The organism is Mycobacterium colombiense (assembly GCF_001953985.1).
Classification (GTDB): domain Bacteria; phylum Actinomycetota; class Actinomycetes; order Mycobacteriales; family Mycobacteriaceae; genus Mycobacterium; species Mycobacterium colombiense_B.
In genome coordinates, this window is the sequence record NZ_MBEI01000017.1 from 87,088 (window position 1) to 107,208 (window position 20,121).

The window sequence follows — 20,121 nt, forward strand, 5'->3', positions numbered from 1 at the left end:
TTCGCCCCGCACGCCGAGCTGTACTACCTGGTCTAGCCGGCGGCGGACACCCTGGCCCGTTCGGTCATCGAGGCGATCACGCCGCCGTCGTTGAGAATGTCTGTGCCGGTGAGGTATCCGGCCTTCTCGCTGGCGCAGAAGGCGAGCAGCTCGGCCATCTCTTCCGGCTTGCCCCACCGCGGGACGGCGGCGTCGGCAACCATCGCGCCGGCGCCGGCCTGCTCCTCGAGCCGGCCCATCTCGGTGTCGATGGACCCCGGTGACACCGAGACGATGCGCAATCCGCGGGCGTTGAAGCGCTCCGCCTGCGACTGGCTGTACCACTTCACGAAGCTCTTGCTGATGGCGTAGGCGAGGCCGGATCGCGCCTCCTCGGGAGCGATGGAGCACGCCGCCAGCATGGCGTCCATGAAGGCGTCCGTGTCGTCGAGCGCTTGCGGAAATTGTTCTGCCGGAACGACTTCGGCCGGCAGCATGTGCGCTGCCATCGACGCCACGTTGACGATCACCGCGCCCTCGTCGGCAACCGAGAAGAACTCCTCGTTGACGTTGACGGTGCCGACCGCGTTGGTCCGCATGACGTAGTCGGCTGCGCCCATGCTCGGGCTGACCCCGGCGGTGTGGATGACGGAGACGACCGTCCCGAGGCTGATCGCGGTGCCGAGCAGGTCTGCGACGGCGCGCCGATCGGTGACGTCGCAGTCGACGGCCGTCGCGGCGATCCCCAGGTCTTGCAGGGTCGTGGCCGCGGCCGCCAGTCGGTCCTGCCGGACGTCGCACAGCACCAGGGTGTGGTCGCGGCCGACGATTTTCGCCGTGGCCAGGCCCATGCCGCCCGCGCCGCCTGTGATCACCGACACTCGATTCATACCTGGACCGTATACGCAGGGTGCTGTCGAACCCGGGCGGGGGCGGTCGTCGGCGCGACGAGGCCTACCCCGGGTAGGCGGAACCTTGCGGCTCGTGATGGGGATGACCGCTGTGCCGGATGGCGGTGCCGAAGAACGGCGCCCCGACAGTGGCAACCAGGTGGCGGCGGTTGATGATCAGCGCGACGATGGCCACCGCGGTGTAAACGCCGCAAAGCAGCAGCCGTCCCTGTGTCGAGAAGATCGGGAACTGGACCACGAACAGCCCGAGCAGTGTGCACGCGGCGGACCGGTGGAACCGCAGCGCCAGGATCAGCGCCAGCCCCATCATCGTCTGCGTCGCGGTCAGCAGCACCTCCTCCACCTGCCGGGAGTCGAGTTGCAGCGAGAACCCGCCGCCGCCCAGCAGGTGGGCGATGGGCAACGACCCGATCAGCAGGGTCCACTGGTTGACCTTGGAGGAGATCAGCGTGGCGATGGCCGCCGTGCCCTTGCCGCGAGTGGCGAAGATGATCGCGATGATGAATTCGGGCGCTTCGGAGGCCAGTGGGGCCAGCCACTGCACCAGCAGGAAGCGGTTGATGCCGAGTTCGGTGCCGGCGGCGACCAGGTTGTCGGCAAAGGGCTTGGCGCACAGCAGGATCACCCCGCCCGACACCAGGAACAGTCCGACCACGGCGACGCGCCGCCGGCGGTCGGGCAGCTCGCCCAATGCCGCCGCGGTGCCGATCAGGTCGGGTTCTTCGACGTCGCCGTGGCTGACCTTGTAGAGGTAGAACCCGAACCAGGCCAGCAACGCCAGCCCCAGCCCGAAGTGAATCTGCCCGCTCGCCGGGATCACGAACGCCAGGACGCCGGCGATCAACAGGAATCCGAGTTCGACCCGGTTTGCTGGCTCCAGCGTCAAGCCGGTGGTCTTCTCCGACCCGGACTTGCGCGCGACCAGGATGCTCACCAGCACCACGACGGGCCAGCCCAGACCCATCAACAATCGGTTGGACCCGGTCATATTGGCGGCGGCGTACTGCGTGTAGTCCGGGTTGTGGCCGGACACATAGGCGTAATAGAGGTCGACGGCGTATTCGGGCAGCACCGCGATCAGGGCGAGCAGCGCCGTGGCCAGCCCGCCGGAGACGTCGATCTGCGCGGCCTCGGCCGCCCACGCGAGCAGGAAGCTGGCCGCCACCACGGCGGCCCCGAAGATCAGCAGGGCGAGCACCGCGCCGGTGTGCAGGCCCGCGATGCGGACGACGACGGCCGGGACGATGAATGCGCCGGTGATCAATCCGGAGCGGGTCAGGGTGCGGCGCCGCCAGCGGGCCGTCGTCGAGACGGTGGCTGCGGGCCTGTCTATGGCGAGCATCGTCATCCTTCGCACTGGCGATCGGGCGGTTGCGTCGGCTCGACTGCCGTGGTGAACCGGTTACCCAACGTACGCGTGACCTACACGGTCAGCAACGCAGCGGGTTCGCTGTGAAAACAGTACGCACGAACCTATATTTGCTGCACAGGGAACTGCGGAAGCAAGAGTTAGGCTGCCCTGATTTGGAACTTTGGCAAACCTGGCCGCCCGCCAATACGACGCGTAGCGAACGCCCGAAGTTCCCGCCGGTTTCGGCTAGGCGTCGGGGCCCATGGCCGCGGCGGCGGCCTGCGCGAAGAGCTCGACGGCCTGATTGCGGCTCAGGGATGCCAGCAACTGCGCCGCGGCGCGCATGGTGTCGCCCACCATCAGGGTGGGGCCGTTGCCGAGGTTCTCGAACGCCTCGGCGATGACGTCGGACACGGCCGCCGCGTCCGGGGGCACCTCGTCGGGTGACCCGATCAGGCCGCGGGTGTACTCGAGTTCGCGCAATGCCGGGGTGTTGGTCTTGCCCAGGATGAGTCCCAGGACGTCGACACCCTTGTCGTGCAGTTCGGCCCACAGCGCCTCGGCGAAGACCATGTCGAACGCCTTCGATGCGCCGTAGGCGACCATGTTCGGCCCGCCGGCCAGCCCGGCCCCGGAACCGAAGATGACGATGCCGCCGCTGCCGCGTTCCACCATCACGGGTGCGTAGTGGTGACACAACTGCATGGGCACCATGCAGTTGCGCTGCACCATCGCCTCGGCCGCTTCGATCGGATTGGCAAGGAAGGGCTGGAAATTGGGATCGGCACCTGCGCAGTACACGAGAGTGCCGACCTCCAGGTCGCCGGTTGCCGCGGCCACCGCCGCGGCGGCTCCCGGCTGAGCCAGATCGATTGCGACGGTGCGGGTTTGCGCCGACGTCTTGGCCTCGATGTCGGCCGCGACGCGGTCGAGTACGGCTTGCCGGCGGGCCAGCAGTACCACGTTGACGCCGCGCTCGGCGAGCCCTTCGGCGAACGCCGCACCCACGCCGTCGGAGGCGCCGGCCACCAACGCCCAGGGTCCGTATTTCGTCGCGAATGTCAATTATCCGCCTCCGACCGTCGTGATGCGAACCTGCGTGTAGCGCCGGCGGGCAATGCGCCACCCGGCCGGCGTGCGCACGATGTCGTCGTCGTAGAACCCGATCGCGTTGACACCAGAGTCGTTGTCGCCGGCCATGATCAGGCCGTCGATGTAGGTGCGTGCCGTGGCTTTGTCACCGTCGAGGCTGATGGCCTGGTTGGTCAAGCGGTGCAGCGTGTGTCCCGCCAGGGCATGCACCTGCTCCATGAAGTCGACGACCGCGTCGACGCCGCTCCAGCTGCCGATCTCGCCGTAGTCCAGTTGGCAGTCGTCGGTGAAGACGGTGCGAAACAGCGGCCAGTCGCGCCGATCGATCCCCGTGGCATAGCGCACCAGCAGTTCGGAGATGTCTTGGCGGTCATCGCGCTCGCTCACGAGAGGTCTCCGTTCGGTCGGACGACGATCCGCGGCGGGCCGTCGGACCTGCGCGCCTGATCGAGGGCCTCGGGCACCTCGTCGAGGCCGATGATCTTGCCGACGCTCGGCAGCGGGTCCAGCCGGCCCGCCGCGATGGCGTCCAGTGTGCCGTACCAGTCCTGCGGGTGCGGACCGCCGCCGAACTGAATCGTCACGCCTTGGCGGGTGGCGGTGGTGATGTCGAGGGTGTCGCCGGTGTACCAGCCGCCCGCACAATAGATGCGGGTGCCCATTTCGGCGGATTCGACCAACTGCTGGATCAGCCCGGACGCGCCCACGCATTCGAATACGACTGCCGGCCCGGGCAATCCGCGTTGCGCGCGTACCTCGTTGAACGCGTCGAACGGGGACTTTTCACCCGGGTCGACCAGCACGTGCGCGCCGAAGCGGTCACGGGCCAGCTGCCGCCGATCGGCTTTGTAGTCGGCGACGACGATGGGTTCGATCCCGCGGCGGGCCAGGGCCGCGACGGCCGAGAGCCCGATCGCTCCCGCACCGACGACGATGGGGATCTCGCCGTGCTGCAGCTGCGCCGAGCGCACGTAGAACTCGCCGACCGCGAACGCGTCGGTCAATGCCACGGCGTCGCTGGACACCTCGCCGGGGACGGGCTTGGCCGCCACCTCCGAAACCACCAGCAGCTCGGCAAAACTGCCCTGCGCCTCGGGATGCTGACCGATGATGCGCATTCCGCCCGCGCCGCCGTCGACCAGGCGCACGGGCATGGCCGTGACGCGCGCACCGACGGCGAACTGGTCGCTGCAGCCCGGCCCGTGTCCGACGACCTCGCCCACGAATTCGTGGCCGAGCACGATGTCGCGGTCGGTGTCGTACAGCGAGCGGCCGGTCGGATCGTCGATGGCGAGCTCGGGATGATCCATGAAATGCACGTCAGACGCGCAGATCGCCGTGCTCAACGTGCGCAGCAACAACTCACCCGGCCCGGGTTCGGGGTCCGAGGTCTCGCGAACCTGTAACCGCCCGTCTCGCAACACCACAGCACGCAATGCATTTAACTTTCTCGAATAATCGATATAGAATCTCGAATGTTCGTACAACTGTAGAAACGCCGTCGTAAAGGAGTCAAGCGATTCGCGGTTCGCCCTCAGCGCCGACCGCCCGCGTGCTCGATGTCGTCGAGCTGCTGGCGCGGTCCGGAAACGCGCGGCTGCGCTTCTCCGACGTAGTGCGCGAACTGGATCTCACCCAGGCGACCGCACACGCGATCCTGAAGACGCTGTGCGACCGCGGGTGGGCCAGTCGCGATCCGGTCGCGAAGACCTTCGCGCTCGGTCCCGCACTCGCCGTGGTGGCCGCCCGCACGGACACCGCCCGGCCGCTCGCGCACGCGGCGCGGTCCGCGGCCCTGCGGCTGTCCCGGGAAGTCGGCTACGCCTGTTCGGTGGTCGAGAAGTTCGGTGATTCCTTGGTGGTCACCGCCTTCGAGGGCGAACCGGCCACGCAGCCCTCGGGCATACCGGGTGATCGCATCCCGTACGCGCCGCCGTTCGGCGTGGCGATGGCGGCCTGGGACACCGAGGAGGAACAACGCGGCTGGATCCGGCGGGGCGCCGGTGACAATGCCGACCGCGCCCAGCGCCTGCAAAAGGTGCTGGCGCACACGCGCGAACGGGGATTCGACGTCGACTGGACGACGCCCGCGCTCGCGCAGGCGGTGCAGGTGGTCGGCACTTTGGACAGCAGCGAGATGCCGACTCCGGTACGCCACATCATGGACCAGCTGCTGGTCGAGTTCACCACCATCGGGTTTCTTTCCGACGACAACCCGGGCCGGCGCAAGCAGCCCGTGGTGACCATCGCCGCACCGGTTTTCGACGAACGGCGACGCGCTGCCCTGATGGTGGCCGTGCACCCGCTGTGCGCGCTGAGCGCGCGACAGATCCGCGACATCGGCAAACACCTGACCGACGAGACGGCCGCACTCAGCGGATCGCGACCGCAGATCGACACCGCCTTGTAGCGCATCGCACACCCGATCGGGCCCGCGCGCCGGGTAGCCTCGCCTGGGAGGCGAAAAGTGGTGGCACATAACTACGTTGTGGACGAGCTGGCCGAATTCGTCGTCGGTGTGCGGCAGGCTGATCTGATTGGGCATACGCGCGCACTGTTGAAACGCAATGTGCTCGACAGCCTCGCGTGCGCCGTCGGTTCGCTGGATGGGGAGCTGATCCCGACGATCCGTGAGCACACCGCCCAGTTCGGCGGCGCGCCCACGGCCACCCTGGTCGGCGGCGGGCGGGCGTCGGTGGACCAGGCCGCGTTCTTCAACGCGGTGCTGGTGCGCTATCCCGATCTCCTCGACACCTATCTGACCGTGGGCGGGCTCTGCCATCCCGCCGACAACGTGGGCGCGGTTCTGGCCGTGGCCGAGCACGTCGGCGCAAGCGGGGCCGACTTCCTGCTGGCGCTGGCGGTCGCCTACGAGATCCAATGCCGTTTCAGCGCACAGGTTCCCGTGATGGCGCGCGGACTCAATCACGCGCTGCAGCTGGCGATGTCGGTTGCGGCGGGCAGCGCGAAGCTGCTGGGGCTGACCGCCGAACAGACCGCCAACGCCATCGCGGCCGCGGCGGCCGACAACGTCTCGCTGGCGACCGTCCATGCCGAACCGGTGTCCAACTGGAAGGGCATCTCGCCTGCGATCACCGGCATGCGCGCCGTGTACACGACGATGCTGGCCGCACGCGGCGTCACCGGGCCCAAGTCGCTGTTCGAGGGCCCGCACGGGTTGGTGCAGCTGTTCGATCAGCCCATCGATATGCACACCGGCGACCGGGGCCTGCGCTGCGTCGAGCAGACCTACCTGAAGCAGTACTGCTCACTCATCCACGGCCAGGTCGTGATCGACGCGGTGTTGGCGGTTCGGACCGAAAACGGTTTGCGCGGCGCGGATGTCGCGAAGGTGGTCCTCGAGGTCTTCCAGGGGGCGTACGACTTCGCCGGCGGGGGCGCCTATGGCGACAAGGAACATCCGATCACCAAGGAGCAGGCCGACTACAACCTTAAGTACCTGACCGCGGTCGCCCTGCTCGACGGCGGCGTCGGCCCCGAACAGCTTGAGAACCACCGTGTTCTGCGCAGCGACGTCCAGGACCTGTTGTCGCGCGTGGAGGTCAAGCCGGCCGACGATCTGACCGCCGGCTATCCGCAACGCACGGCGGCGCGCGTGCGCGTGATCGCAAACGACGGGCGAGAGTTCAGCCGCGAGCAGTCGGATTACGAGGGATCACCCACCCGTCCGATGTCCTGGGAACGCGTCGTGGACAAGTTCGGCTGGCTTGCCGAACCCTTCTGTGACGAGCCGCTGCGTGACGACATCGTCGCCGCGGTGGCCCAGCTCGACGACATCGGAGTCGCCGAGCTCACCGGACTCCTCGGGTCGGTGCTTCCCACCGCCCGGTGCGGGCGCAGCAAGCCGCGCTTCTGACGCACATCGTGCGCGCCCCCTTGCGTGGCCGACCGCCCGCCATGAATGATCCGGCCATGGGCAAAGAACACCGCCACAACCGGTGGGAGCTGGTCACCTGCGCCGTTGCCGGCCACGTCACCTATGCACCCGACGACAGGGCCCTCGCGGACCGGCTGAGCGGTAGCACCGGGCTGGGCGAGGTGTGGCGCTGCTTGCGGTGCGGCGAATTCACCGTCGGCGAGCCGCACGGACGCGGCCGCGCCGAAGACGCGCCAATGATCATGCGCGGCAAGGCGTTACGTCAGGCCATCATCATCCGCGCCTTGGCGGTGGAACGGTTGTTCCGGGCGGTGGTGATCGCGTTGGCCGCCTACGCGGTATGGAAGTTCCGCGGGGCGCGCGGCGCCATCCAGGCCACCCTCGATCGCGACCTGCCGATCTTCCGCGCCGCCGGCTTCAAGGTCGATCAGATGACCATCGTGCACGAACTGGAGAAGGCGCTGGCCGCCAAGCCGTCCACCCTGGTCCTGCTGACCTTGGCCCTGGTGGGGTACGCGCTGATCGAGGTCGTCGAGGGGGTGGGCCTGTGGCTGCTGAAGCGCTGGGGCGAATACTTCGCGGTGATCGCCACCTCGGTCTTCCTGCCGCTCGAGATTCACGACCTGGCCAAGGGCATCACGATGACCCGGGTGGTGACGTTCGCCATCAACGTCGCCGCGGTGATCTACCTGCTGGTCTCGAAACGACTGTTCGGGCTGCGCGGCGGACGCAAGGCGTATGACGAGGAACGACGCGGCGAGCAGTTGCTCGACGTCGAAAAGGCCGCGGCGGCGAACTGACCCGCCCACCGGGCGCCGACGGTCATGCCCGCGTGTCCTTGGGCTGGATGAAGACGCCCTCGGCCTCCACGGTGACGCCGTCCTCGTCGGCCAGGTGGCCGACGGCGAAGATCTTGACCCCGTCGACGCGTTCGACGCGAGCCTCGGCCCGCAGTCGCCGGCCCAGCTGTGTGGGACGCCGGTAGCGCAGGGTTAGGGTGCCGGTGTAGGCGGGCTTGTCGGGCTGGTGGGCCGTCGCGCCGAGCACATGATCGAGCACCAGGGCGCACACCCCGCCGTGAACGGTGTCCGGCGGCCCTTCGTAGGCGGCGCCGAGCACGAACTCCGACCACACCAGGCCGTCAGGATCGTGATGGATGACCAGCGGCGGCGCCACCGGGTTCCGCAGACCCACCACGGCGTTGCCCCACGCAATGGTCTGGCCCTCGGGGGTGCGGTGCACGCCAAACGGCCCGGGTAGCAGCTCATCGCTCAATTCGTCCGCGGCACTGTCGATTCTGGCTATCGCCGCCGCCACCGCCGTCGCCCCGGCTTCGGTGCGGATGCTGATGTCGAGGAGCCGGCGGACCGATTCGGCCAGCGGCGCGTAAACCGACTCGAGCTGGCTGAAATCGATGCAGGGCGTCTGGTCATGCATCCTCGCAATTTAACAGTGCGACCGCTGGGTGGGCCGTGCCCGTCGGAGCGGCGCGTTGCCCGGGCATACTGCCCTGAGAACGGAGGAGTCAATGGGGACCTATGCCATTACCGGGTCGGCTTCCGGGATGGGCCGCGAGACCGCCCGGCGTCTTCGGGACAACGGGCACAGCATCATCGGTGTCGACATCAAGGACGCCGACGTGGTCGCCGACCTGTCGACGCCCGATGGCCGCAAAGCGGCGGCCGACCGCGTCCTGGAGCTCTCGGGCAACAGACTCGATGGTGCGGTCCTGGCGGCTGGCCTGGGCCCCAGCCCCGGTCGCGAGCGCATCCGCAAGATCGCTGCGGTCAATTACTTCGGGGTCGTCGAATTGCTCGCCGCCTGGCGTGTCGCGCTGGCCGCCGCCGAACGCGCGAAAGTCGTTGTCGTCGGCAGCAATTCGACGACCACCATACCCGCGGTGCCACGCCGTGCGGTCAGAGCGCTGCTTGCTCATGACGCCGACAAGGCGGTGCGGACGGTGCGGCTGTTGGGTCCGGCCGCGCCGACGATGATGTACGGCGCGTCCAAGATCGCGGTCAGCCGTTGGGTGCGGCGGCACGCGGTGCGTCCGGAGTGGGCCGGGGCCGGTGTGCGCGTGAACGCGCTGTCTCCCGGCGCGATCATGACACCGCTTCTGCAGGAGCAATTGTCGGACCCGAGGCAGGCTAAGGCGGTCCGGTCTTTCCCCGTCCCAGTGGGTGGCTTCGGTGACGCAGGGCACATGGCCGACTGGATGTGCTTCATGCTGTCGGACGCCGCCGATTTTCTATGTGGCAGTGTAGTATTCGTTGATGGCGGTACCGACGCGTATTTCCGCCCCGATGACTGGCCGAAGGCCTTACCCGCACGCCGATTGCCCGGTTATCTGCGCAGGTTCAAGGGTTTTCACTAGGCGCACTGTTGAGCGCCGTTCGTTGCGGCACGGATGTGCCCTACACCACAAGATGGCTTTTCGTGGCGTTTACCGCGGCGCGGCGCCCGCGTAAAACGGCTGCGGTGCAATTGAATGAGTCGGCGCACATGCCGAAAGAACAAAGGAACACATCGTGGCAACACTTCCGGCCTGGGTCAGCCAGGCTCCCGCCACATTCGACGTGGTCGCGCCACTGAAGTCGCGCGCCTTCGATGTAGTGCACGCGGTGCTCAGAAGCGGGCGGCGGCCGGTGGACCCGGGCCCGCGCCTGATGCCGAAGGGCGTCGAACGCTGCTGAGCGCCCGGTCGGGCAGACTGGGTCGACGGTGGATGACTACGCGAAGCACGACGACTACTGGAACCACAACACCGCCTATCACCCCTGGCTGGTCGACATCGCCTCCCGGCACCGGGGCGACGTCCTGGACGTCGGCTGCGGGGAGGGGCTGCTGGCCGCGCGGCTAGCAGCGGTGTCACGCAGCGTCGTGGGAATCGATGCCGACCCGGCATCGGTGCGGCGCGCCTCGCAGCGACTGCAGGCGTTCGGTAACGCCTCGGCGGAACTGCGGCGCTTCGAGGATGTCGAACAGGCCGATCGTTCGTTCGATCTCGTCACCTTCGTCGCGAGCCTGCATCATCTGCCGCTGCGCGACACACTGTGGAAGGCGCGCCAAATGCTGCGCCCGGCAGGGGAATTGGCGGTGGTCGGACTGTCCGCCAACAAGAGCGTCGCCGACTGGGTGTGGTCCGGTCTGTGTTTGCCGGCGGTTCGCGCCGGATCGCGGCTGCACCGGGAAACCCGCAACATCGGCGTGCCCGTCGCCGATCCCCGCGAAAGTCTGGCCGAGATCCGGCAGGCAGCCGAAGACGTCCTACCGGGTGCCCGCATCCGGCGGGGGCTTTACTACCGGTACCGCCTGCTCTGGCGGAACGCGTGACGCCGCCGCCCGATCGCGTTCGCGCCGCCGGGCCCGGGAGGCCCGCAGATTGACGGCGTTGCCGCACGTTTTGACGTCGTGCCAGACCCCGCTGTTGTTTTTCGAGCGGTCGTAGAACGCCGACCCGCACCGGCGGTTGTGGCAGCGCTTGATCCGCCGCCAGGTGCCGGCGTGCTGGCTCAACAGGATCTCGCCCCACAGCGCCGACGCCAGCCAGCGCCAGCCGCCGCCGGCGGGATCCAGCCGCATCTCACCGGACTCGGACAGCGCGAAGGATGCCGCAACGCCGCCAGGGCCGCGGGCGCCGGGCGGTTCGCCGTCCGCCAGCCGCTCGACGGTGGCACGCACGGCGCGAAGCCTGATCAGGTCCGCGTCGCGCAGCTCCGGCGGCCGCAGGTCCGCGCCGCGTGCGGCCGACCACGCCCGCACCGCGGCGGCCGCCCAGTCGGCGGCGAGCTCCGGATCGGCCAACAGGTCCGGCCCGTATCCGTCGATGGCCCTCGTGTTCAGGAAGTCCTGGACCAGGCCCAGCCCGCCGGGCGCCGCGGCGCACCCATATCGCTGTGACGCAACCCACGAGAAGGACATAGGCAAATATTAGTTGACTATGTCGCGCGGGTCAATTAGCCTGACGCAGGCAAAGCACGTTTGCCTAAGTCAAAGGAGCGGGATCATGGTCAACATCAAGGGGTCGACGGTGGTGGTCACCGGTGGACAACGCGGGCTTGGCAAGGCCATCGTGGCGGAGTTGCTAGAACGCGGCGCGGCCAAGGTCTACGCCACGGCCCGAGCGCCGCAGCCCAGTCCGGACCCGCGCGTGGTGAGCGTCGAGTTGGAGGTTACCGAAGCGGATTCGGTTGCCGCGCTGGCGGCCAGGGCATCAGACGCCGACATCGTCATCAACAACGCCGGTGTGCTCGGCGCCCGGAGCCTGCTCTCCAGCGACATCGACGAGGTGCGGGCGGTCTTCGAGACGAACTACTTCGGCGCGCTGCGCGTGGCCAAGGCGTTCGCCCCGATCCTGGCCGACAACGGCGGTGGCGCACTGGTCGACATCGCCTCGATCCTGTCCTGGATGCCGGGATCCGGCGGGTATGGCGACTCCAAGGCCGCACTCTGGTCGACGACGAACTCGCTGCGCCTCGAGCTCGAGAAGCAGGGCACCCTGGTGGTCGCCGCGCACCTCAGCTTCACCGACACCGAGATGACCTCCGGCTTCGACGCACCGAAGAACGACCCGCGCCAGGTGGCGCGCGCGATCGTGGACGGCATCGAGGCGGATGACACCGAGGTGCTGGCCGACGACGACACCCGCTACGTCAAGGCGGCGCTGTCCGGGCCGATCGAGGCACTGCCCCGGATGGGGTGAACGGCTTGAAGGTCTGTCCGAAGGCAGAGCCCAAAGTCACCGGCGCATCGACCGGCCCGGCGTGTTTGGATAGCACCATGTCCGATACGGAACTCGATCGCATCGTGAGCGCCACCCGCGTGATGTCGGCCAACGCCGCCCGGATTTTCGAGCTGATCGCCGACCCGTCGCGCCAGCCGAGCTGGGACGGCAACAACAACCTGGCGTCGGCCGCCGCCGGCCAGCGCGTTCATCGGGTCGGCGACGTGTTCAAGACCACGCTGACCAACGGTGCGGTGCGGGAGAACCATGTCACCGAGTTCGTCGAAGGCAGCAAGATCGCTTGGCGCCCAGCCGAACCCAACAAGCAGCCGCCGGGCCACCTGTGGCGCTGGGAGCTCAGCCCGGTCAACGCCGAGCTCACCACGGTGACCCACACCTACGACTGGACGGAGCTGGCCGACGCCACCCGCCTCGAGCGGGCGCGTGCGACGACGGCCGACATGTTGCGCGAGTCGATGGACCGGCTCGCCCTGCTCGCGCAGTCGTCGGACTAAGGTCCGGCGCCGGGCCGACGGCTCAGCCCTTCTTGGCGCGCACCCACTGGAGCGTGCCTACGTTCTTCACTCGCACGCTGGCAAAACCGTTGTCCTCCAAGGCATCGCCGATTTCGTCGTCGCCGAACGCGTGCGCCCCGACATTCGGCAGCAACTGCCAATACCGGGCCAGCCGCCCGGCCGTCGGGACCATGACGGCAAGCCTGCCGCCGGGCCGCAGCACGCGCGCGATCTCGGCGAGGGCGGCCGGCGGATCCGGCACCAATTGCAGCACCGCGGTCGATACCGCGGCATCAATAGTGCTGTCGCGCAGCGGAAGTCGTTGTGCGTCGGCCTTGATGAAGCCGACCTGCGGCCCGGCCTCGTTGCGCACGGCGCGGGCAAGCATTGGCTCGGAGATATCGACGCCGAGGCCCAGGCCCTCCGGGCCCGCGGCACGCGCCAACGACGCGGTGACGTTGCCCGGGCCCGAGCCGACGTCCAGCGCGATACCGCCCTGCGGAACGTCCAACCACTCCAGCGGCAGTTGCCACGCGCTGATCCAGCGCCGGGAAAGCGCTTGTGCGTTGTCGTAGAGCATCGACCCGATCGGTGAGGCCCATGCCGCCTGGATCGGGCCGGTGTTCTTCTCGACGGCGCCGTCCTGGGCCGCGCCGGTGCCGAGCAGGTCGAGATAGCCTCGGCTCACGTCGGGATCGGCCGGCGGATCGATGAGCAGGTCCAGCGCTCGCCGGAGCGCGGGAGGCAGCGAGATGTGCACGTCGGTCATGCGTACTCCTTCGATCAAATGCCAAGCCAGACGCCAGAAATCGAATGGAAAGCCGCGAAGCCTCGGCTCCGGTAAGTCCCCGTCCGCAGCCTACGCCGAGGCCACCGACGCCTCGACCGCTGCGAATTGTCCGCTGGGCTACCGGCGGACGACGGCGTGCTCGCGGACCAGGGCGTACAGCCGCCAGTAGCCGGGCACGCCCTTGAGCGCGGTCTCGCCGCGGTCGCCGAACCTATGCCGCGACCCGGTGACGATGTCGCGCAGCGTCGACGACACCAGTACCTCGCTGGGCCCGGCGAGTGCCGCCACCCGAGCGGCGATGTGCACGGCCATGCCCGCGACGTCCGTGCCGCGCACCTCGACCTCGCCGGCGTGAATGCCCACCCGCACCTCGATGCCCAGCACGTGGACGTCGTCCACGATGGCGTCGGCGCAGGCGATCGCGGCGCTCGGGCTGCTGAACGTTGCGACGAATCCGTCACCGGCAGTGTTGACTTCGCGGCCGCCGAAGCGCTGCAGTTCGTGGCGCACGATCCTGTCGTGATTGTCCAGCAGGTCGAGCCAGCGGTGATCGCCCAGCGCCGCGGCGCGCTCGGTGGATCCGACGATGTCGGTGAACATGATCGTGGTGAGCAGCCGCTCGGTGTCGGAGCCGCCCCGCACCCCGGTGATGAACTCTTCGATCTCGTCGAGCATGGGCGCGGTATCGCCGACCCAGTACAGGGCGTCCTCGCCGGCCAGTTCGACGAGGTGCGATCCGGCGATGTGCTCGGCGAGGTAGTGCGCGTGCTCGACGGGGCTGAAGCCGGGGTTGTCGCGATGCAGGATCAGCGTCGGTACGGCGATGCGGGGCAGCCGGTCGCGGACATCGCCCTCCCTGACCTTGTTGATGAACGCACGGGCCATGCTGGGCGACGCGGCCCGGTTGCCGGCCATGTCCCACCACGAGCGGAACGCGGCGTCATTCGCCACGGAGGGCGCGATGATGCCGAGCATGTCGAACCCCTGCTCGACGGCGTCCGGCTCCATGCCGACCGACGTGAATCGCTCGGCGGCGTCGAGCTCGGCGCCGATGGGGTAGTCGGGACCCCGCAGCGTGCGCGCCGCGCCGTTGGCGATGACCAGGCTGGTCACTCGATCGGGGTGGTCGGCGGCGAGAACCACACCGGCCAGCGTGGTGAAACCCGGGGCGAAGACAGTGGCTCGCTCGCAACCGACCGCGTTCATCACCGCGATCGCATCCTGTGCCCACGATTCCGGCCCGAGCATGTCCAGCGAGGGAACCCGGGAGGACAGGCCGATCCCGCGCTGATCGAAGCGGATCACCCGGCAGAACGAGGCGAGCCGACGATGGAAGCGGTACATCGAGGGCTCGAGGTCGACGCAGTCGATCGGGATCAGCGGGCCCGGCAGCATGAGCAGGTCCATCGGTCCATCGCCGAAGACCTGATAGGCGATGTCGATCTCGCCGCAACTGGCGTACCGGGTCCGCGGAGCAGAACTCCCAGCCACGGCTCAAGGCTAATCCAGGGTGCCGACAATTCGAGGCCCGTTACTGGGCCTGCCGATGATCGGAACCAGATAGCGCGCGGCGTACTCGCGCACCGCGGCCGGGTCGGAGGTGTCGAGCCGGTCGGTGGGAAAGACGATGATGCCGAGGGCGACGCGAAGCAGGATGTCGGCGATGTTGTCCAGGTCGGGCTCGGCCAGGTCGGCGCCGCACCGCCGAAGGGTATGGGCGATGCCGTCGGCGAACTGGCGAATCGGGAAGGCCTGCGACCGGGAGAACATGCCGAACAGCTCGGGTTCGCTTTCGGCGATCCGCGAATACAGCGGCGAGTCCTGCACCAGGCGCACCCCGAGCGCGAACGCCTCGATCACCGCCTGTTGCGGGTCGCAGCCCGTCGTCGCGCGGTCCAGGGTGCTGAAGAAGAGCCCGGCCTCGCGGCGCACCACGTGGGCGAACAGATTCTCTTTGGTCGGAAACCGACGGTAGATGGTGCTGCGGCTGACCCCGGCCCGGGCGGCGACGTCGTCGATGTTGGCGCGGCGCACGCCGTAAGTCTCGAACACGCTGCGGGCGGTGTCCAAGATCGTGCGATCGATATCGGTGAGCGCATCGGCGCTGGCAGAGCCCGGTTCGGACTGCATGATTGGCGGCATCGTATCAATTCCTCGGCGGGGTCACTGCCGACGTTTCGGGCGCTCGGGACCCGGGATGTGCAACGGCGGCGTCCGATTGCTAGGCTATGAAACAAAGATACGTCTTTGTGTCATTGATTCACAATGTTCGGCGGGACGCCGGCTCCGCCCGGTGCGACGAGGAGGTGGGCATGACCGCCCAGAACGACGAGTTGACCGCGCCGAACGCCGGGTCGCGGTTCGACACCGGCGTTCGCGAAGCGATGCCCATGCCCATCGACGACGACGTTGCCGAGGACGCACCGCGGCTGGGTCCGGACTCGTTGATCTGGAAGTTTTACGGGGACAACCGGACTCAGCTCTTCGGATTCCAGCGCACCGCAGGGGTGGAGAACTGCATCGAACAGCTCGCCCAGGGCGTGCTGGACCACTCCGTCATCTTCAGCGACACACTCGGCCGGGCCAAGCGGACCGCGCCGCCCTTGATGAACACCGTCTACTCCGACGAGCCGCACGAGTGGGGCCGCAAGGTGCGCGACTTCCACAAGACGATCAAGGGCACCATCAGCGACGGCTCGAGGTATCACGCGCTGAATCCGGAGCTGTTCTACTGGGCGCACGCCAGCTTCGTCGACCAGGTCATCTACAACGCCGACACGTTCATCCGCAGGCTGTCGCACGCGGAGAAGGAACAGATCTTCAACGAGGGCAAGCTCTGGTACAGCCTCTACGGCGTCAGCGACCGCGGACAACCGCAGACCTACGACGACTTCCTGGCCTACTGGGACGAGATGCTCGACCGGTTCGTTCCGCACAAGACCGTGCTCTACGGCACCGGCTACATCCGCAAGGGCATCCCCGGACCGCGCCGGATTCCCAAGCCGGTGTGGAAGATCTTGTCGGCGCCCCTGAACGCCTACACCCGGCTGGTCGTGGTCGGCACGCTGCCACCTCAGATGCGCGAGGTGTGCCAGCTGCAGTGGGACGCCAAGAAGGAGAAGCGCTTTCAGCGCGTCGCCGCGGCCATCCGGGCGCTCAACCCGCTGCTCAACCGGCTGCCCGTCCGGGTGCTCTACACGAGCTGGGCGGCCGCGGCGTGGCAGCGCGCCGGCGTCGACCCGCGCCCGCTGCACAACAAACCGGCCGCGTAACGGATTCTTCGGCGCCCGCGTTTGTCGTGACACCGCGCGGGCGCATAGGGCATCGTGGTTAGCCGGCTCCGCATTGGGGCATTCCGCTCTGTCGGCCGAGTGGCCGGCCGAGCGAGCCGATGGCAGGGCAACCCCGAAGGAGAACCGCGATGCAGATGACCGGCAATACCGTTCTGGTCACCGGTGGCGGCAGTGGCATCGGCCGCGGCCTGGCCGAGTCTTTCCACCGCCTGGGCAACCAGGTGATCATCGCCGCCCGGCGCAGCGACCATCTGCGCGCCGTGGCCGAGGCCAACCCGGGCATGCAGACCTTGTCACTCGATCAAGGCGACCCCGCCGATATCCGGCGATTCGCCACCAAGCTGACCGACCACTATCCGGACCTCAACGTGCTGGTCAACAACGCCGGGATTCAGCGGGTCGAGGACCTGACCGGCAGCAACGTCGGCCTGGCCGAACAGAGCATCGCCATCAATCTGCTGGGTCCCATCCGGCTGACCTCGGCCCTGCTGCCGGCGCTGCTGCGCAAGCGGCACGCCACGATCCTCAACGTCACGTCCGGGCTCGCCTTCATGCCCAGCGCGCTCACCCCGACCTACTGCGCCGCCAAGGCGGCGCTGCACTCCTACACCGAGTCGCTGCGGTTCCAGCTGCGCGACACCTCAGTGCAGGTTATCGAGATCATTCCGCCGCACGTGCAGACCGCGCTGCAGGGCGAGCGGGGATTCGACCCCCGGGCGATGCCGCTGGACGACTACATCACCGAGACGATGACGCTGCTGCAGACGCAGCCGGACGCCAAGGAGATCGTGGTGGAGCGCGTCAAGATGTTCCGGTACGCCGAGCGTGACGGCACCTATGAGGACATCTATCCGCGTTTCAACGAGGCGATCACCACCCTGCTCGGCAGTTAGGCCACCGCCGGCTACTTCCGCGAACCGGCATGACGCTGAACACCACGTGCACGCCGATGAAACTCCTTGTGAAATAAGGCGATAAAGCGATACGACGACGTGAGTTGAGGCCCGCCGTCCTTGGCGTAGCGGTCCACGATGGGACAGGATCGAGGACATGGCCGAAGTCGACTTCTCGTTGTTGGACGTCCCGCGCGCGGCACCGGTCGAGGATGCCGAGGCCTATCTGCGTGCGGCGATCGCCTGGCACTTCGGCGACGACACCGGGTCGCCGTTCTGGCTGCGGACCGCCGGCGCACTGGACTTCAACCCGTTGACCGACGTCAACACCTTTGCCGATCTGCGGTTGTTTCCCAACCTGGTCAACGAATTGCGCAGCGTCCCAGTGGAGGATCTCATTCCGCGCGGTTACCTGGCCCAGGGAGCTGTTCCGCCGGTGCCCCAGATCTTCGAATCCGGCGGCACCACCGGCGCCCCGAAACGCACTGCGCAGCTACCGGATTGGGTCGCGCAGGTCACCGAGTGGCAAACCGAGGACTTCGCCACCGGCGGCTTCCGGCAGGGCCAGGGTTTTCTCTGCCTGATGCCGAGCGGGCCGCACGGCGTCGGCTACTTCTCCCGGTTGGTGTCGCAGCGCCTCGGCGCCGCCTTCCACGCGATCGACATCGATCCGCGCTGGGTCAAAAAGATCGCCGCTCGCCGCGCCGCCGCCGACGTGGCGGCCTACGTCGACCATGTCGTCGAGCAGGCCGTGTTCGTGTTCCAGACACAGAACGTCGCCAACCTGCACACCACCCCGCCGCTGCTGGAGGCCATGGCCCGCGACGATCGGGTGGTAGACCTGATCAACGACAAGATTCGCTACCTGCTGCTCAGCGGCGCGCACGTGGATGCCGACACCCTCGACCTGCTGCGCGGCATCTTCCCCGCGACCACGATCACCATGGCGTTCGGCAGCACCATGGTGCTGTCGCAGGCGGTCACCCGAACCGTCGCCGGCGACACATTCGTCTTCGACCCGCGCAGCCCCTACGTGGTGTTCTGGGTGGTGGATCCCGATACCGGGGAGCGGGTGGCGTACGGGCAGCAAGGCCAGGTGGTGATGAACCACGTCAGCAAGGGCATGTTCATACCGAACAACCTCGAGCGCGACCTCGCGATCAGGATGCCCGGACCGGCGGGCGAACTGAGCGACTCGGTCAGCGAGGTGCGGCCGGTGTCCACCTTCGAGGGTGAGGCCGTCATCGAAGGCGTGTACTGAGCGTGGCAGGTGAAAGTATCGGCGCCGCAACGGGTTTGGTAGCGCTGGACGCGCTCGGCGCAGAGGGTGAATACCGGACCCGCAACCGCGAGGTGATCACCACGACCGCGGGCGTCGCCGTCGCGGAGCTGAGCCTGGTTCCGCCGCTGTACGTTTCGCGCACCCTCGGGGCGCAGCGCAAGGCCGCACCGCTGCCGCTCGCCCAGCGCGCGGCCGCGCTGGCCCGGGCCGCCGACATCTTCAGCAGCGGCGTGATCGCCGGACTGGATTTCGAGGCCTACGTCTGGTTGGCCGGCCGGATCTCGGGCATGCCGATCGCCGTCACCCGCGCCGGGGCGCGCGGTGTGGCCGACGCGGTCGCCGCCGCGTTCGATGCGGTGCGGCCGGCGCAGCCGGTGGGGGCGGCGCTGGACTGGCGCGACGAGCGCACCCGCGCGGGCGGCGCGCTGTGGGTGCGCCGGGGGGAGGTGTTCGCGGTGCATGCGGCCGGAAACGGCCCCGGCGTTCATGGGCTCTGGCCCCAGGCGCTGGCGCTGGGCTACCGCGTCGCGGTGCGCCCATCGCGGCGCGAACCGCTGACGGCGCATCGGCTGGTGTGCGCGCTGCGGCAGGCCGGGTTTCGCCCCGAGGACGCCGCCTATCTTCCCACCGACCATGCCGGGGCCGACGAAATCATCCGGTCCGCCGACCTGGCCATGGTGTACGGCGGCCAGGACGTGGTCGACAAGTACGCCGCCGATCCGGCGGTGATCGTGAACGGGCCGGGACGCACCAAGATCGTGATCACCGCCGACCGTGACTGGCATGACTATCTCGACGTCATCGTCGACTCGATCGCCAAGCACGGCGGCATGGCGTGCGTCAACACCACCGCGGTGCTCTACGAGGGCGATCCGACTGGTCTGGCCCGGGCGATCGCCGAACGATTGGCGGCCATCGAGCCACTGCCCACCGATGACGAGCGGGCGAATTTGCCCACCCAGCCCGTCGAGAAGGCGCGCGCCCTGGCGAAGTTGCTGGCGGCCAAGGCCGCCCGGTCCACCCCGCTGCTCGGCGCCGATCAGGTGGTCGCCGATCTCGGGGAGGGCTATGCCGCGCTGCGCCCCGCCGTCCATCTGCTGGCCGAACCCGACGTCGACACGCTCAACCTCGAGCTGCCCTTCCCGTGTGTGTGGGTGTCGGCCTGGACGCGCGAGGCCGGGGTGCGGCCGTTGCGGCATTCGCTCGTCGTCACCGCGATCACCGGCGACGAGACCCTGATCGACGATCTGGTCGCCGAGCCGACCGTCGGCAACGTCTACTGCGGGCACCATCCGACGTGGTTGCACGCGCCGCACATTCCGCACGACGGATTCCTGGCCGACGCCCTGATGCGCAACAAGGGCTTCGTCAGGGATTAGCCAGGAATCCCGGTC

General features: G+C 68.3%; 22 protein-coding genes. 12 read left to right on the forward strand and 10 right to left on the reverse strand.

Translation table 11 applies throughout. The annotated features are described in order from the left end of the window. Window positions 1-32: 32 nt before the first annotated feature. The 5 genes from A5732_RS03245 to A5732_RS03265 all read right to left on the reverse strand — a co-directional run bounded on the left by A5732_RS03245 (window position 33) and on the right by A5732_RS03265 (window position 4,760). Window positions 33-869, reverse strand: coding sequence for an SDR family oxidoreductase (locus A5732_RS03245; protein ID WP_076052854.1), 837 nt, complete (start codon window positions 867-869; stop codon window positions 33-35). Between the two features lie 64 nt (window positions 870-933). Then, window positions 934-2,238, reverse strand: a complete 1,305-nt coding sequence (locus tag A5732_RS03250; protein WP_081395974.1) for a sodium:proton exchanger — start codon at window positions 2,236-2,238, stop codon at window positions 934-936. Between the two features lie 249 nt (window positions 2,239-2,487). Then, complete coding sequence (locus tag A5732_RS03255; protein ID WP_076052855.1) at window positions 2,488-3,306, reverse strand: SDR family NAD(P)-dependent oxidoreductase; 819 nt, start codon at window positions 3,304-3,306, stop codon at window positions 2,488-2,490. Next, on the reverse strand, window positions 3,307-3,720 hold the full coding sequence (locus A5732_RS03260; protein WP_076052856.1) for a nuclear transport factor 2 family protein: 414 nt from the start codon (window positions 3,718-3,720) through the stop codon (window positions 3,307-3,309). It abuts the gene before it with no gap. Continuing rightward, a complete protein-coding gene (locus A5732_RS03265; RefSeq protein WP_076100627.1) occupies window positions 3,717-4,760 on the reverse strand; it encodes a zinc-binding dehydrogenase in 1,044 nt (347 codons plus the stop codon). Before A5732_RS03265 ends, A5732_RS03260 begins: the two co-directional genes overlap by 4 nt. Window positions 4,761-4,885: 125 nt before the next feature. Here A5732_RS03265 and A5732_RS03270 point away from each other — a divergent pair, with 125 nt between their 5' ends. From A5732_RS03270 to A5732_RS03280, 3 genes are all read left to right on the forward strand, one after another. Beyond that, window positions 4,886-5,743 carry a helix-turn-helix domain-containing protein gene (locus tag A5732_RS03270; RefSeq protein WP_076100630.1) on the forward strand — a complete coding sequence of 286 codons (858 nt, stop codon included), beginning with the start codon at window positions 4,886-4,888 and terminating at the stop codon, window positions 5,741-5,743. A gap of 78 nt (window positions 5,744-5,821) precedes the next feature. After that, window positions 5,822-7,210 (forward strand): MmgE/PrpD family protein, encoded by a 1,389-nt coding sequence (locus tag A5732_RS03275; protein WP_076100633.1) that lies wholly within the window; start codon window positions 5,822-5,824, stop codon window positions 7,208-7,210. 56 nt (window positions 7,211-7,266) lie between these two features. Beyond that, on the forward strand, window positions 7,267-8,031 hold the full coding sequence (locus tag A5732_RS03280) for a DUF2127 domain-containing protein (RefSeq protein ID WP_076100784.1): 765 nt from the start codon (window positions 7,267-7,269) through the stop codon (window positions 8,029-8,031). 22 nt (window positions 8,032-8,053) lie between these two features. On the opposite strand, the gene A5732_RS03285 is transcribed toward A5732_RS03280, so the two are convergent. Continuing rightward, a complete protein-coding gene (locus tag A5732_RS03285; RefSeq protein WP_076052860.1) occupies window positions 8,054-8,668 on the reverse strand; it encodes a PaaI family thioesterase in 615 nt (204 codons plus the stop codon). Between the two features lie 91 nt (window positions 8,669-8,759). Here A5732_RS03285 and A5732_RS03290 point away from each other — a divergent pair, with 91 nt between their 5' ends. From A5732_RS03290 to A5732_RS03295, 3 genes are all read left to right on the forward strand, one after another. After that, window positions 8,760-9,605: an SDR family oxidoreductase gene (locus tag A5732_RS03290; RefSeq protein WP_076052861.1), complete on the forward strand. Its 846-nt coding sequence runs from the start codon at window positions 8,760-8,762 to the stop codon at window positions 9,603-9,605. A gap of 154 nt (window positions 9,606-9,759) precedes the next feature. Beyond that, a complete protein-coding gene (locus tag A5732_RS27230) occupies window positions 9,760-9,924 on the forward strand; it encodes a hypothetical protein (protein ID WP_170880044.1) in 165 nt (54 codons plus the stop codon). Window positions 9,925-9,952: 28 nt separating this feature from the next. Next, entirely contained in the window at window positions 9,953-10,564 is a 612-nt protein-coding gene (locus tag A5732_RS03295) for a class I SAM-dependent methyltransferase (RefSeq protein WP_076100635.1), read from the forward strand. Here A5732_RS03295 and A5732_RS03300 read toward each other — a convergent pair. Continuing rightward, window positions 10,499-11,089 (reverse strand): CGNR zinc finger domain-containing protein, encoded by a 591-nt coding sequence (locus tag A5732_RS03300; protein WP_076100787.1) that lies wholly within the window; start codon window positions 11,087-11,089, stop codon window positions 10,499-10,501. The genes A5732_RS03295 and A5732_RS03300 overlap by 66 nt on opposite strands. Window positions 11,090-11,237: 148 nt before the next feature. Between A5732_RS03300 and A5732_RS03305 the strand changes: the two genes are divergently transcribed. Both A5732_RS03305 and A5732_RS03310 read left to right on the forward strand, forming a co-directional pair. Continuing rightward, window positions 11,238-11,933 carry an SDR family oxidoreductase gene (locus A5732_RS03305; RefSeq protein WP_076100638.1) on the forward strand — a complete coding sequence of 232 codons (696 nt, stop codon included), beginning with the start codon at window positions 11,238-11,240 and terminating at the stop codon, window positions 11,931-11,933. Window positions 11,934-12,010: 77 nt separating this feature from the next. Further along, complete coding sequence (locus A5732_RS03310; protein ID WP_076100789.1) at window positions 12,011-12,469, forward strand: SRPBCC family protein; 459 nt, start codon at window positions 12,011-12,013, stop codon at window positions 12,467-12,469. A gap of 22 nt (window positions 12,470-12,491) precedes the next feature. Here the strand turns inward: A5732_RS03310 and A5732_RS03315 are convergent, their stop codons facing one another. The 3 genes from A5732_RS03315 to A5732_RS03325 all read right to left on the reverse strand — a co-directional run bounded on the left by A5732_RS03315 (window position 12,492) and on the right by A5732_RS03325 (window position 15,389). Further along, entirely contained in the window at window positions 12,492-13,238 is a 747-nt protein-coding gene (locus tag A5732_RS03315) for a methyltransferase domain-containing protein (protein WP_076100640.1), read from the reverse strand. 138 nt (window positions 13,239-13,376) lie between these two features. Next, window positions 13,377-14,750, reverse strand: a complete 1,374-nt coding sequence (locus tag A5732_RS03320) for an adenylate/guanylate cyclase domain-containing protein (RefSeq protein WP_076100643.1) — start codon at window positions 14,748-14,750, stop codon at window positions 13,377-13,379. Between the two features lie 9 nt (window positions 14,751-14,759). Continuing rightward, window positions 14,760-15,389 carry a TetR/AcrR family transcriptional regulator gene (locus A5732_RS03325; RefSeq protein WP_081395976.1) on the reverse strand — a complete coding sequence of 210 codons (630 nt, stop codon included), beginning with the start codon at window positions 15,387-15,389 and terminating at the stop codon, window positions 14,760-14,762. A gap of 182 nt (window positions 15,390-15,571) precedes the next feature. Here A5732_RS03325 and A5732_RS03330 point away from each other — a divergent pair, with 182 nt between their 5' ends. The 4 genes from A5732_RS03330 to A5732_RS03345 all read left to right on the forward strand — a co-directional run bounded on the left by A5732_RS03330 (window position 15,572) and on the right by A5732_RS03345 (window position 20,106). Continuing rightward, entirely contained in the window at window positions 15,572-16,531 is a 960-nt protein-coding gene (locus tag A5732_RS03330) for an oxygenase MpaB family protein (RefSeq protein ID WP_142254657.1), read from the forward strand. Between the two features lie 149 nt (window positions 16,532-16,680). After that, window positions 16,681-17,445, forward strand: a complete 765-nt coding sequence (locus tag A5732_RS03335) for an SDR family oxidoreductase (protein WP_076052867.1) — start codon at window positions 16,681-16,683, stop codon at window positions 17,443-17,445. A 157-nt stretch (window positions 17,446-17,602) separates the two neighbouring features. Next, the gene (locus A5732_RS03340) at window positions 17,603-18,706 is read left to right on the forward strand and encodes an AMP-binding protein (RefSeq protein ID WP_076100648.1); all 1,104 of its coding nucleotides are present in this window, start codon (window positions 17,603-17,605) and stop codon (window positions 18,704-18,706) included. A 35-nt stretch (window positions 18,707-18,741) separates the two neighbouring features. Beyond that, a complete protein-coding gene (locus A5732_RS03345) occupies window positions 18,742-20,106 on the forward strand; it encodes an aldehyde dehydrogenase family protein (protein ID WP_076100794.1) in 1,365 nt (454 codons plus the stop codon). Window positions 20,107-20,121 lie beyond the last annotated feature (15 nt).

What these genes read in the sequence shown, in the direction of transcription:
- A5732_RS03245 (WP_076052854.1), bottom strand. Translation starts at nt 869, where the DNA reads ATGAATCGAGTGTCGGTGATCACAGGCGGCGCGGGCGGCATGGGCCTG.
- A5732_RS03250 (WP_081395974.1), bottom strand. Translation starts at nt 2,238, where the DNA reads ATGACGATGCTCGCCATAGACAGGCCCGCAGCCACCGTCTCGACGACG.
- A5732_RS03280 (WP_076100784.1), top strand. Translation starts at nt 7,267, where the DNA reads ATGGGCAAAGAACACCGCCACAACCGGTGGGAGCTGGTCACCTGCGCC.
- A5732_RS03285 (WP_076052860.1), bottom strand. Translation starts at nt 8,668, where the DNA reads ATGCATGACCAGACGCCCTGCATCGATTTCAGCCAGCTCGAGTCGGTT.
- A5732_RS03290 (WP_076052861.1), top strand. Translation starts at nt 8,760, where the DNA reads ATGGGGACCTATGCCATTACCGGGTCGGCTTCCGGGATGGGCCGCGAG.
- A5732_RS03305 (WP_076100638.1), top strand. Translation starts at nt 11,238, where the DNA reads ATGGTCAACATCAAGGGGTCGACGGTGGTGGTCACCGGTGGACAACGC.
- A5732_RS03310 (WP_076100789.1), top strand. Translation starts at nt 12,011, where the DNA reads ATGTCCGATACGGAACTCGATCGCATCGTGAGCGCCACCCGCGTGATG.
- A5732_RS03315 (WP_076100640.1), bottom strand. Translation starts at nt 13,238, where the DNA reads ATGACCGACGTGCACATCTCGCTGCCTCCCGCGCTCCGGCGAGCGCTG.
- A5732_RS03325 (WP_081395976.1), bottom strand. Translation starts at nt 15,389, where the DNA reads ATGCAGTCCGAACCGGGCTCTGCCAGCGCCGATGCGCTCACCGATATC.
- A5732_RS03330 (WP_142254657.1), top strand. Translation starts at nt 15,572, where the DNA reads ATGACCGCCCAGAACGACGAGTTGACCGCGCCGAACGCCGGGTCGCGG.
- A5732_RS03335 (WP_076052867.1), top strand. Translation starts at nt 16,681, where the DNA reads ATGCAGATGACCGGCAATACCGTTCTGGTCACCGGTGGCGGCAGTGGC.
- A5732_RS03340 (WP_076100648.1), top strand. Translation starts at nt 17,603, where the DNA reads ATGGCCGAAGTCGACTTCTCGTTGTTGGACGTCCCGCGCGCGGCACCG.